This is a genomic window from Dyadobacter beijingensis DSM 21582 (assembly GCF_000382205.1).
GTDB lineage: Bacteria > Bacteroidota > Bacteroidia > Cytophagales > Spirosomataceae > Dyadobacter > Dyadobacter beijingensis.
The window spans coordinates 113,743-126,492 of record NZ_KB907794.1 but is presented as its reverse complement, the minus strand read 5'-3'; the positions used below and the strand labels follow the sequence as shown (position 1 = coordinate 126,492).

Here is a 12,750-nt window from a genome sequence, read left to right as displayed (position 1 = left end):
TGTTCAGGAATTGGATTGTTCTTTGAGAAAGGCAGGCGGCAGTTTTTCAAGCTTTTTGAGCGACTGCTTCATGGCCGTTTCAATAACGTCATATGAGGTTATTTCTTTTGCAAGATACAAAAAAGCAATGTAGGAAGGGCGCGTTTCGGCGGGTAATGCGGCGAGCGCGGATTTGTGCAGGCGGTAGGCCTCGCGACAGCGTCGGCGTATCAGATTGCGGTCGACCGCTTTCTTGAAATGCCTTTTGGAAACGGAAAAGAGGACTTGCGGAAGGGCAGGCGGCGTTTGCTGATCATAAATGTACAGCAACCTGAACGGGTAAAGGTAGAACGTTTGAACCTCCGGGCTGCTTTTCTTGAAAAGCCTGCCGATGATGCGGAGGTTGCACAGCCGTTCGCTCTTACCAAATGTTTGTTTCAAGTTCTTGTAGAAAAAAATGTCTGATAAGTTTGAGATGTTCAAACTTATCAGACTATGAAGACTATTGTCCCGGAATGGAACGTCCTCTACTCAAACCTTCAAGCGTAAATTATTGCTTGTGACGTTTTTCGTCAGAAACAGTCAATTTCCAGCGGCCTTTTTTGCGACGGCCAGCAACTACTTTACGTCCGTTTGCGGTGGACATTCTTTCACGAAAACCGTGCTTATTTCTCCTCTTACGATTCGATGGTTGAAAGGTACGTTTCATCTCAGTATCAAATTATTGCGATATAAATCTCTGTCTACCCGTAATTTTGGCTTGCAAAGGTAGACAAAAAAATTAATCATGTCAAAATTTCTGTATTTTTTTCAGAAATAGTCTGTTAGCGAGCCTATTTATAGAAAAACTTCTTCTTGAAAAACCACTCCGCACAGCCGTTATTGACCTCTACCGAAGCCCAGGCCGGGTCGGTTTCGTCGTTTACGATGAGGATCGTGTAGGGTACATTTTTAAGTTTGGGCACATATACCTGGTCTTCTTTCGTGTTCAGTACCAATGCCGTACGCTCGTGCATTTCCTTGTTGAAACGCGCCGCCCGGCCGGTCAGCAGGTCGGACCACGCCGAACGGTAGTTGAAATTGCCCGCAAACAGGAACAGAAAGTACAGTCCCACTATCCAGGCCACCGGCGCGCCTTGCTCCACCGGTTGCAGATATCCTTTTTTCAGCACCCAGAATGTGAGTACGAAAACATTGTACGTCCAGCCGATAAGCGTCCAGAACGTGATCACGCATTGCCCGCGAAGATTGGGCGGCTCTGCAATGGACCAGTAGGACGGGAAATAGGTCACAAAAAGGCATCCCAGGAAGATCAGTATCGACAGCGCCGGGTGTACGCCGAAGAATTTGAAATCGTTTTCTCCCTTGTTTTTGTAAAGCTGGCAGGCGATCGGGATCAGTACTAATGCCAGCACGCACAGGGCCGGCGCCATTTTGGAGAAATTATGGATCTGCCAGGCCAGGCTGTTTTTAATGGAAAAGAGCAGGTTGTATTTTAAAGGCGTCGGATAAAGCCCCGATTCGGCCCGCGCACCATTGCCCGGCGCCGTCACTGAAAGTACCCCGAAAACGAGCGCCACGGAACTTAAAATCAGGTATTGCAATTTCAATTTCCGCTCGATGACGCTGCTGAAAAAAAACAATGCGCCGGAAAGCACCACCAGCCACACGAGCGTGTATTCGTTCATGCCCACGAGCAGGATAATGCCCAGCGCGAGCACGAGTATATTCACGGTCGACAGCCTGGCATAATTCCGGAACAGATAGGAAAGCAGATACAGGGTACCAATGTCGGCCACGGTGTAGTAGTAGCCGGTATACCAGTAAAAGTACCCCGAAACGACGGGCAGCTCGGCGATGAGCACGAACACCAGCAGGAACGCGAGCAGCCAGGTTTGCCATTTGGGCAGCTTATCGGCGGTAATGGCCCCGGCGAATTTCAGCGATGCATGTACATATAAAAGAATAAGCACGATGGGTGCCAGTTTGTACCCCACGTACGAATCATAGGCAAGGGGCTGTGTGGCGGAGATGAGCGTGCCGATATACCGGCCCGACCATGTTTTCCAGTAATGCACCTGGTAGCCCCAGTAGCCCATTTCTTTTACGGCGAGCGTATGGCAGTAATCGTCGGTGGTGGGGAAGGCAAAAAATGAAACCGCTACAAATGGAAACAGGATGACAATGAATGCCAGCAGAAGCAGTTTGAACTTGTTATCGGGATTTTTAAACCAGGAGAAGTAATGTGTCATATGTGTTTACCCTTGTGAAAGAAGTATCCAAACATAAGACATTTATTTTAAACGGGCGCGCTGCACGGCCTTTCTGTGAGGGTGCGGCAAGGAAACGGCGGGCGCTGCGCGGTGTTGCCGACGGCTAGGCCGACATCAGGTTATAGGCGGAGTAATACTTCGTGAAAGACTCGCGCACGTCCTCGATCTGGTGCGTCAGCAGCCAGGTGCGGAAGCGTGTAGCGTCCTCAGCCTCATGGTGAACGATACTTCCGCCGGAAAGCAGGAGTGTGAAGGTTTTATGAGTTTGCAGAAAGCGACGAATCTGCGCTGCACTGTGCTCGAAGCCGGAGAAATAAGGGTTTGTCATAATCATATTCACATGGCATCATTGAGAATTGGTCGGCAAGATACTACATTGTAGGTGTAGTTTTATAAAATTGTAGAATAAATTAATTGTACATCCTTAATTTTTTCAAATATAACATAAGAACTGTAAAATAATATGTCACCGATGGCAAATAATTTTTTTATAATTGGAGGGCCGCACCCTGTAAATGACTTGATACTGATTCGGATACAGGTTTGGCAGGGAGCATGCGATGTAACCGGATAGAAGCCGGTGTGACGTAGAATGGCGGTCGGGATGGCCGGAGAAAGGCACTAAAAGAAAAAAGCCACTCTCTTTCGAAAGTGGCTTTGGCCTGTGTAGCGGGAGCTGGACTCGAACCAGCGACCTTTGGGTTATGAGCCCAACGAGCTACCAACTGCTCCATCCCGCGGTGTCGTTGAATTGGAGTGCAAACATACGACAAATGTTTTACAGAAAACAATTATTTTTGTGAAAACTTTTCAAAAAAGTTTGCCTCTAACGTTCTGATACCATTACTATGAGTTCAAATACAGGCGCTTCCGGGTTCGGATGGCGCATTCATCAGGTGCTGCTGATCCGGCTGCTCGGCATCATGATTTTATTCAGTATCTGCCGTTTTTTGTTTTATCTGTTCAACCAGTCGTTCTTTCCCGAGGTAAATTTATCCCTTGCCCCGCGGCTGTTCCTCGGCGGCGTGCGGTTCGACCTCGTGGCGGTGCTGTACACCAATATCCTTTATGTGTTCCTCACGCTGGTGCCGTTTACATTCAAATACCGCCCGGCGTTCCAGAAATTCCTCGACTACCTTTTTATCGTCACCAACAGCATCGCATTGCTCGCCAACTGCGCCGATTTCATTTATTACCGCTTCACGATCAAGCGCAGCACGTGGTCGGTATTGCAGGAATTTTCGCACGAAAACAATATGCACAAGCTCTTTGGCGGCTTTCTGGTCAACTACTGGTATGTGGCGCTCGTGTGGGTAATGCTCGTAGTGCTGGTAGTGTACCTCACGCGCCGCTGGAAAGTGAACGCGAAACCTGGTAGACCGGCATGGCAGATATTCCTCGTACACAGTCTATTGATGACCGTTGCGGTGTTTCTTTTCATCGGCGGGGTAAAGGGTGGGTTCCGCCACAGCACGCGGCCGATCACGCTGAGCAATGCCGGCGAGTACGTCGACAAGCCCAAGGAAATGTTCATCGTCCTCAACACGCCATTCTGCATATTCAAAACCCTGAAACGCTCGGATTACCAGCGGGCCGACTATTTCAAATCGGAGCAGGAAATGAATGCCGTGTATTCGCCCATTCACACGCCCGACCCGAATGCACCGGCGTTCCGGCCGAAGAATGTCGTGATCCTGATCTGGGAGAGTTTTGGGAAGGAAATGGTGGGTACCTACAATAAGGACCTCGAAAATGGCACTTATAAAGGTTACACGCCTTTTATCGACTCGCTGATGCCGCATAGCAAAGTGTTTTGGTATTCGTTTGCCAATGGGGCAAAGTCGATTGAAGCCATCCCGTCGGTGCTGACGAGCATTCCGGGCATTCTGGAACCGTTCATTCTCACGCGTTATACGGACAACAAGCTGCCGAGCCTGCCGGAAATGCTGCAAGCGAAAGGTTATCACACCTCTTTTTTCCATGGAGCGCCCAATGGCTCGATGGGCTTCAAGGCATTCACCAACCTGATCGGCATTAAAGATTATTATGGTAAAACAGAATATGATAATGATGCGGATTATGATGGCATATGGGGTATTTGGGACGAAGAATTCCTGCAATTCTGGGGCAAAAAGCTCGATGGTTTTCAGCAGCCCTTCATGAGCACGCTGTTTACCGTGTCGTCGCACGACCCGTATAAGGTACCCGCCCGCTACCGGGGCAAATTCCCCCAGGGCGCGCTGCCGATTTATCAGACGATGGGCTATACCGACCACGCATTGAAGCGTTTCTTCGATTCGGTCAAAGACAAGCCCTGGTTCAGGAATACCCTATTTGTGATCACGGCCGATCATGCCGCCACATTTGCGCATTATCCCCAATACCAGACTTCTGTCGGTAACTTTTCGATCCCTATTCTGTTTTACGCGCCGGGCGACGTTTCGCCGGGCGAAGCGTCGCCCGGCGAAACGTCGTCAAACCTGCCTTCGATGACAGGCACCGATAGCAGCCGTCTCGTCCAGCAAATCGACATTATGCCTTCGATTCTGGGTTATTTGCACTACGACAAACCCTATTTTGGATTCGGGAAAAATGTGTTCGGGAACCCTCCGCTGAACTTTGCTGTCAACTATGATGGCGTCTATCAATGGTTCAATGGGCCATATGTTTTGCAATTTGATGGCCGGAAAACCGTAGGTTTGTATAAATATCAGGAAGACAAGCTTTTGAAAAACAACCTTGCAGGCCGGATTCCGGACGTGCAGGGGCCTATGGAATTGCAAGTTAAGGCATTTATCCAGCAATATTCCAACCGGATGCTGGACGACCGGCTGACGGTAACGCCTTAGCGGAAAGGTTTTTGGGAAGCAGAAAAAAGTGAAGAAGTAATTTTTATGGAAGAACAAGCCGAAAATAATACAGGATTGCGCAACCACCGGGCGGGGTTTGTGAGCATTATCGGGAAACCGAACGTGGGCAAATCCACGCTCATGAATGTGCTGGTAGGCGAGCGGATGTCGATCATCACCTCCAAAGCGCAGACAACCCGTCACCGGATCATCGGGATACTGAACGGGAAGCATGAAGACATTCCTTTTCAGCTCGTGTATTCGGACACGCCGGGGGTCATTAAGCCGTCGTACAAGCTGCACGATTCGATGATGACCTTCGTGAAGGGTTCATTGGAAGATGCCGACGTGGTGCTTTTCGTTGTCGAAATAGGGGAGAAAGCAGCCGAGCACGAAGTATTGCCGCTCTTGAAACGCACGGAATCGCCGGTGGTATTGGTATTGAACAAAATCGACCTTTCCAACGAGGAGGAGGTGAAGCAGAAAATGGAGGAATGGGAGAACGAGATCCATCCCGACGCCATTATCCCGATTTCCGCATTGGAAAAGGCCAATATCGGCACATTGTTCGACGCCGTGGTATCGCGCCTGCCTTTCCACCCGCCTTACTTCGATGAGGATGAACTAACCGACAAGCCGGAGCGTTTCTTTGCTTCCGAAATCATCCGCGAAAAGATCTTCTTGAACTACCGCCAGGAAATTCCATACAGCTCCGAAGTAGTCATCACTGAATTTAAGGATAAGGACGACATCATCGTGATCCGCGCCGAAATTCTGGTCGAACGAAAAAGCCAGAAGGGGATCATTATTGGTGAAAAAGGGGAAATGCTGAAAAAAGTAGGTACCCAGGCCCGTCAGGACCTCGAAGATTTCTTTGGTAAAAAAGTCTTCCTCGAGCAGCACGTGAAAGTAGAACCCGATTGGAGAAGTAAGGAAAACAAACTCCGCCAGCTCGGCTACCAGGAATAAATTTTAAATAAAACGAATGAAGAACCGGCGCCAGACCGGTTCGGATCACATTAATAGTAGAAAAATGGCAAATGTAATATCGATTGTTGGTCGTCCGAACGTGGGCAAATCCACTTTGTTCAACCGCCTTACCGAAAGCCGGAAGGCCATTATGGACAACCAGAGCGGCGTAACCCGCGACAGGCACTATGGTTACGGCGAATGGACCGACCAATATTTCACAGTAATTGATACCGGAGGTTATGTAGTAGGCTCCGAAGACATATTCGAAGGTGCGATCCGCGACCAGGTGGAGCTCGCGATCGAAGAATCGACCGTCGTACTTTTTATGGTCGATACGATGACAGGGCTCACCGACCTCGACAAAGATTTCGCGAATGTATTGCGCCGCTTCAACAAACCGGTGTACCTCGTGGCCAACAAGGCCGAGACGACCGAGCGCTACCAATCGGCGGGAGAGTTTTATGAACTGGGTTTGGGGGACGAAATCTTCGCGATTTCTGCACAAACCGGCTTCGGTACGGGCGAGCTGCTCGACAAGGTAATCCAGCATTTCGAAACCGCGGGCATCGAAAACCCCGAGGAAGGCATTCCGCGCATCGCGATCATGGGCCGTCCGAACGTGGGTAAATCGTCGTTCCTGAACGTCCTCACCGGCACCGACCGCAGTATTGTTACCGACATCGCGGGTACCACGCGTGACGCGATCCACACGCATTACAATGCATTCGGGATGGAATTTATTCTCACCGACACCGCCGGTATCCGCCGGAAATCCCGTGTGAAGGAAGATATCGAGTTCTACTCGACGCTCCGTTCGGTAAAAGCAATGGAGGAATCCGACGTTTGTATCGTGTTGCTCGACGCCACGCTGGGGCTCGAAGGCCAGGACCTGAACATTATCGGCCAGGCCGACAAAGCCAAGAAGGGTATTGTGATCATGGTCAATAAGTGGGATTTGGTTGAGAAGGATTCCAAAACGGCCGATCAATACAAAAAAGCGTTGCTGGAAAGGCTCGCTCCGATGAACTACATGCCGATCATTTTCGCTTCGGTGGTAGAAAAGCAGCGCATTCACCAGGTAATGGAGAAAGCGATGGAGGTTTATCAGAACAAAACGAAGAAAATTTCTACTTCGAAGCTGAACGAGGTCATGCAGGCCGAGATCGAGAAATACCCGCCGCCGGCGCACCGTGGTAAGTATATCAATATCAAGTATATGATCCAGCTGCCGACGCCTTCGCCGACATTCGTGTTTTTCAGCAGCCATCCCAAGCATGTGAAGGAGCCTTACCTGCGCTACCTGGAAAACCGGCTGCGTGAAAATTTTGATTTTTCGGGCGTACCGATAACTATATTCTTCCGCGAGAAGTAGGGATACCAAAATCGCTGAAAAAGAAACGCCGGCCGGGATTTTCCCCCGCCGGCGTTTTACGTTTTATCCGTAACCTGCTACTGTTCAGTGCAAAATTTCGACAGTTCGTCTTTTTTGCAAAATCTTGAGCAACCTTTTATTGTACATTTACATCTGTTATCCGGCCAGTCCACGGTACTTTGGCCCCTTTCGGAAAAATTTTCGAAAAAAATGTTAAAAACAAGGTACTATGTATTGCAAGATACCTAATGAAACATATATATTTGTAAGGTCAATTAGTTACACATAATTCCAGCCGGCTACGCCCGGGATTCTTAACGATTGAAAGCAAAGCCATGAAAACACTCAGAATCTTTATTGTACTCATATTAATCAGCCTGCAAGCCAGTGCTACCGGTTACGTGCATAATATGTTCGTGGCGCACAGAAAACTGCAATCGGGCAAAGAATGTGTAACTGAAAAGGCTGTTGCCAGAAAAGCGAAACCCGCTTTGAAAGCGGTAAAAGCGCCGGTTCAGGCGAAACACGCAGGGTTAATCAAAAATACCAGCGCCGGTACGCCGAGTATTGTCACGCTGAATGCCCGTATTTTGGAAGAAGGGCCTGCTGCATTGTTTGAAAGCGAAGAAAACGAAAGCAGCGAAGACTCGATGGTGAGCAAGCTGGTAGGTGTTGTCCGTTGTGTGATTTATACCTTTATCCCGAGACTGGGACATTCGTAAGCAATATTTCTACTATTGAATGCAAAAGCTGCAAGGTCCAACCTTGCAGCTTTTTGTTTGATCAGCCTACGGTATTCGTCAGCGTGCCGATCGGCTCGATGGTAATGTGGACCACGTCGCCTGCTTGCAGGGTAAAATCGGAAGAAGGCACGATGCCGGTGCCGGTCATGAGGTAGGCGCCGTGCGGGAATGACATTTCGCGGTAAAGGAAATGCAGGAGCTCTTCGGGCTTACGCTTCATTTGTGACAATGTCACCTGCCCGTTAAAAACCTCCTCGCCCCCGCGCACGATCGACAGATCGATCAGCGTATCCGCGCCGAGTGGCTCCTTAAATACATATAAGCAAGGGCCTAATGCGGCGCTGCCGGTGTAGGATTTCGCCTGTGGCAGGTAGAGCGGGTTTTCGCCTTCGATACTTCTCGAACTCATATCGTTACCGATAGTATAGCCCACCAACGCGCCTTCCGATGTCGCAAAAAGCGTCAGTTCAGGCTCAGGTACGTCCCAGGTTGAGTCCTTGCGGATGCGCACCGTGCCGTGATGCCCTACCACGCGCCACGCCGTCGATTTGAAAAAAAGCTCCGGGCGCTCGGCTTCATAAACGCGGTCGTAGAAACTTCCGCCGCCCGCTTTTTCGGATTCTTCCATCCGCGCCGTGCGGCTTTTGAAATACGTTACGCCGGATGCCCAAACTTCCTGCGAACCAATGGGCGCAAGCACTTCGGGCATAGGAATGTCGTCCGTGAAGGTCAATGCGATGAGGCTGTTCGTCTGATCTTCAAGCCATTCGTACAAGTTGTTGCGATTGACGACGACGTCCCAGTCGGTTTCGTGGAGGCGGTAGAAAATGTCCTCATTTTCGAGGAGAATGCCATTTTCGGTCTTATATAACTTCATGAAATGCAAATGTTGGTTTAGCCTGAATAAGACCCCGGCGGGGTAACTTTACTGTTAAATACGGGTGGGAAACTTATTCAGGCCACTTGATTTTGAAGGAATATGCGCGAACAAACGCACTAGCTCCGCCACAGCCGGCGGTCGATCGGGATGGGTTCCTGCGCGACAAGTTTGACGTCGGCAAACAGCGGATGATCGGGATGGAGGATGATCTTGGAGGAAAACGGCACGATTACGGAAGGGATACCAATTGCCAGAACATCAGGTTTGATGTGCCAGTCTTTCAGCGAGAACTGGGTCCGGACATAGGTTTTATCCTGCCAAAAGTCCGGCAGGTCTTTTCGCGAATAATGCCGGATGTCGTCCGGCATTTCAATGGAGGAAAGCCAGTATTTGGGGAGGTCGTCATAGCGCACACCCGGCGCGTGTGCGAGGGTTTCGACAAGCCCAAGCTCGGGCGTGGAAGTGGTGTAAAGTACGCCCACGCCTTTCAGGTTCCACCGCGCTCCGAATAGCCGTGCACCTTCCGCAGAAAGGGCGTCATGCCCAGCACATAGGCGATCTCGTTGTCCGTCAGCCCTACGAGGTCTGAGATTTCATCGGCGACGGCACGCATAATACCTTCCCGTGACGTTTTCACGACCAAAAATTCGGAAGCGGGCTGCTTGCCGTAAGGAACGAACTCTTCTTCGAGATACCGGATAGGCGCCATTGTCTTTGAGTGAAGTATGTCACTTAGTTAAGTGACATACTTCAATATTCAAATCTTTTCCTTCAAAAATTCCGCCGTGTAATTTCCTTCCAGCTTCGCCATTTCCTCCGGCGTGCCGGTGAAAGTGAGCTGGCCTCCGTTTTCGCCGCCTTCTGGGCCCAGGTCTATGATCCAGTCGGCGCTCTTGATGACTTCCATATTGTGCTCGATGATGATCACGCTGTCGCCCTGCTCCACCAATGCATTGATCGCTTTGAGCAGCTTCTTAATGTCGTGGAAATGCAGACCGGTCGTCGGTTCATCGAAAATGAAAAGCGTTTTGCCTTTATTGGAAGAGCCTTTGCCGAGGAATGAGGCGAGTTTGACGCGCTGCGCTTCACCGCCGGACAATGTATTCGAGGATTGTCCCAACCCCACGTAACCCAGTCCTACCTCCTGCAATGGCAGTAGCTTGTCTGCCAGCTTCGGTTCGCCTTCACGGAAAAATTCAATGGCCTCATCGACCGTCATGTCCAGGATTTCGGCCACGTCTTTGTCCTGGTACTTCACTTCCTGGATCTCCTGTTTAAAACGCTTGCCGTTACAGCCTTCGCAGGTAAGGTAAATGTCGGCCATGAACTGCATTTCAATCTTCACCTGGCCTTCGCCCTGGCATATTTCGCAGCGGCCGCCATCGACATTGAACGAGAAATGCGAAGGTTTGTAACCCCGCGCCTTCGAAAGTGGCTGCTCCGACATCATCTGGCGGATGTAATCGTAAGCCTTGATGTAGGTAACCGGGTTAGAGCGCGACGATTTGCCGATCGGGTTCTGATCGATCATTTCCACGGCTTCAATGCGGTCGACGCTGCCAGTCAGTTGGTCGAAGCGGCCGACATCCTCGCTAAACTCGCCTTTGAGGCGCATTAATGCAGGGTAAAGTATTTTTCGGATCAATGTCGATTTACCCGAGCCGCTGACGCCTGTGACTACCGTAAGATTATTTAAAGGGATTTTGACATCCAGCTCTTTCAGATTGTTCTCCCGCGCGCCTTTGATTTCTAAAAAATGCAAAGATTTCCTCCGAACCGATGGCACCGGAATGGAATCATGCCCCAGCAAAAAGTCGAGCGTATGCGACTGCGCGTGATCATCCCCGATTTCCTGCCCATTTTTCAATTCCTCGATATCACCCTGGTTACCCTGGAACACGACATGTCCGCCGCCCGTACCGGCTTCGGGGCCAATGTCGATGATCTGGTCCGCCGCATGCATCACTTCTTCTTCGTGCTCCACCACGATCACGGTATTTCCGAGGTCGCGGAGCGATTCGAGCACGCCCACAAGCCTTTGCGTATCGCGCGGGTGCAGGCCGATGCTCGGCTCATCGAGAATGTACATGGAGCCTACCAATGCGCTTCCCAGCGAAGTGGCCAGCTTAATGCGCTGGAATTCACCGCCGGACAATGTGCTCGTGAGCCGGTTCAACGTCAGGTAACCCAGCCCGACGCGGTTCATATAATCGAGCCGCGATTCGATTTCCGTCAGCACCCGGCGGGCGATCTGGCGGTCGTGGTCGCCGAGTTCCAGCTGTTTGAAAAACGCGGAAACATCCTGAATCGGCATTAGTACCAGATCGGTAATGGATTTGCCGCCCACTTTCACATAAGCCGCATCCTTGCGCAGGCGCGAGCCGCGGCAGTCCGGGCACGTCGTGCGGCCGCGGAAGCGCGAAAGCATCACACGGTACTGGATCTTATGGGTTTGGGATTCGAGTTCGTGGATGAAATCGTTGATGCCCTGGAAATACTGGTTACCCGTCCAGAGCAGGTCTTTCTGCTCGCCGGTCAGGTCTTTATACGGCCGGTGGATCGGGAAATCGAACTTCACGCCGTTGCGCACGAGCGGGATCAGCCATTCGCCCATTTTTTCGGTACGCCAGGGCGCAATGGCACCGTCGTACACGGAGAGATTTTTGTCGGGAATGACCAGGTCGGGGTCAATTCCTAATATTTTACCAAAACCTTCACACCTCTTGCAAGCGCCATAAGGGTTGTTGAAGCTGAAAAGGTTGACGGTCGGTTCTTCGAAAATGATGCCGTCGAGCTCAAACTTGTCGGAGAAAACCCTTTTTTCACCATTCACGATATGGACGGTACAAGTGCCTTCGCCTTCGAAAAAAGCCGTTTGTACGGAATCCGAAAGGCGGTATTGCGTATCCTCGTCGTCGTGGCGGATCGCCGCGCGGTCGATGAGGATGAATACCTGGTTGCCGGCCTGGGAGAAGTTTCCGGGGTTTTCGAGAATGTCTTCAATGGAGACTACTTCCTCGTTCAGCACAATGCGGTTGTAGCCTTTGGAAAGCAGGATCGTCAGCTCTTCAATTTGCGTACGGCCGTCGCGGATGAGCAGGGGCGCCTGGATCATCACGCGCGTACCCTCTTCGTGCGCGAGCATGTAATTCACCACGTCGGTCACCGAATCCTTCCGCACTATTTCTCCGGAAACCGGCGAATGCGTATGCCCGATGCGCGCGAAAAGCAGTTTGAGGTAATCATAAATCTCCGTGGAAGTACCCACGGTCGATCGCGGGTTGCGGGTATTCACCTTTTGCTCAATGGCAATAGCCGGTGAAATGCCTTTGATATATTCCACTTCCGGCTTCTCCATCCGGCCGAGGAACTGCCGCGCATAGCTGCTTAGGCTCTCCACGTACATCCGCTGGCCTTCCGCAAACAGCGTATCGAATGCCAGCGACGACTTCCCGGAGCCCGAAAGCCCCGTAATGACGACCAGCTTGTTGCGCGGGATCGCCACATCGATATTTTTCAGGTTATTGACACGGGCACCTTTGATCAGAATGTAATTCCTTGGGTCCAGCTCGTCGAACTGGTCGGCCTCGATGCGGGGCACAGCTAATTGCATCATAGCGGGGTTATCGATGGATAATGATATTAGTTTGAACGATGATGTGATACTATTATAACCAAAAGC

The 12,750-nt window shown here is 50.7% G+C and carries 11 protein-coding genes, 1 tRNA gene and 1 pseudogene; 4 read left to right on the top strand and 9 right to left on the bottom strand.

Annotated features, from left to right (window positions below):
* Positions 1-3: 3 nt before the first annotated feature.
* The 5 genes from H144_RS0130835 to H144_RS0130820 all read right to left on the bottom strand — a co-directional run bounded on the left by H144_RS0130835 (position 4) and on the right by H144_RS0130820 (position 2,992).
* Complete coding sequence (locus H144_RS0130835; RefSeq protein ID WP_019945995.1) at positions 4-420, bottom strand: ribonuclease P protein component; 417 nt, start codon at positions 418-420, stop codon at positions 4-6.
* Between the two features lie 109 nt (positions 421-529).
* Entirely contained in the window at positions 530-688 is a 159-nt protein-coding gene (gene rpmH / locus H144_RS34165; RefSeq protein WP_015813300.1) for a 50S ribosomal protein L34, read from the bottom strand.
* A gap of 124 nt (positions 689-812) precedes the next feature.
* Positions 813-2,231 carry a hypothetical protein gene (locus tag H144_RS0130830; RefSeq protein WP_019945994.1) on the bottom strand — a complete coding sequence of 473 codons (1,419 nt, stop codon included), beginning with the start codon at positions 2,229-2,231 and terminating at the stop codon, positions 813-815.
* A gap of 124 nt (positions 2,232-2,355) precedes the next feature.
* On the bottom strand, positions 2,356-2,580 hold the full coding sequence (locus tag H144_RS0130825; RefSeq protein ID WP_229208041.1) for a hypothetical protein: 225 nt from the start codon (positions 2,578-2,580) through the stop codon (positions 2,356-2,358).
* Positions 2,581-2,919: 339 nt separating this feature from the next.
* Positions 2,920-2,992, bottom strand: a tRNA-Met gene (locus tag H144_RS0130820).
* Between the two features lie 108 nt (positions 2,993-3,100).
* Between H144_RS0130820 and H144_RS0130815 the strand changes: the two genes are divergently transcribed.
* From H144_RS0130815 to H144_RS0130800, 4 genes are all read left to right on the top strand, one after another.
* The gene (locus H144_RS0130815; protein WP_019945992.1) at positions 3,101-5,101 is read left to right on the top strand and encodes an LTA synthase family protein; all 2,001 of its coding nucleotides are present in this window, start codon (positions 3,101-3,103) and stop codon (positions 5,099-5,101) included.
* A gap of 45 nt (positions 5,102-5,146) precedes the next feature.
* The gene (gene era, locus H144_RS0130810; RefSeq protein WP_019945991.1) at positions 5,147-6,070 is read left to right on the top strand and encodes a GTPase Era; all 924 of its coding nucleotides are present in this window, start codon (positions 5,147-5,149) and stop codon (positions 6,068-6,070) included.
* A 64-nt stretch (positions 6,071-6,134) separates the two neighbouring features.
* Positions 6,135-7,445, top strand: a complete 1,311-nt coding sequence (der, locus tag H144_RS0130805; RefSeq protein ID WP_026351135.1) for a ribosome biogenesis GTPase Der — start codon at positions 6,135-6,137, stop codon at positions 7,443-7,445.
* Between the two features lie 335 nt (positions 7,446-7,780).
* Positions 7,781-8,167, top strand: coding sequence for a hypothetical protein (locus tag H144_RS0130800; protein ID WP_019945989.1), 387 nt, complete (start codon positions 7,781-7,783; stop codon positions 8,165-8,167).
* Between the two features lie 61 nt (positions 8,168-8,228).
* Here H144_RS0130800 and H144_RS0130795 read toward each other — a convergent pair whose 3' ends face one another.
* From H144_RS0130795 to uvrA, 4 genes and pseudogenes are all read right to left on the bottom strand, one after another.
* Entirely contained in the window at positions 8,229-9,065 is an 837-nt protein-coding gene (locus H144_RS0130795; protein WP_019945988.1) for a fumarylacetoacetate hydrolase family protein, read from the bottom strand.
* A gap of 119 nt (positions 9,066-9,184) precedes the next feature.
* Positions 9,185-9,565 (bottom strand): annotated as a pseudogene (locus H144_RS32910) (RES family NAD+ phosphorylase); the annotation flags it as partial.
* Entirely contained in the window at positions 9,556-9,777 is a 222-nt protein-coding gene (locus H144_RS0130785; protein WP_019945986.1) for a hypothetical protein, read from the bottom strand. The pseudogene H144_RS32910 and the gene H144_RS0130785, both read right to left, overlap by 10 nt.
* Before the next feature lie 48 nt (positions 9,778-9,825).
* Positions 9,826-12,684, bottom strand: coding sequence for an excinuclease ABC subunit UvrA (uvrA, locus tag H144_RS0130780; protein ID WP_019945985.1), 2,859 nt, complete (start codon positions 12,682-12,684; stop codon positions 9,826-9,828).
* Between the last annotated feature and the right edge of the window lie 66 nt (positions 12,685-12,750).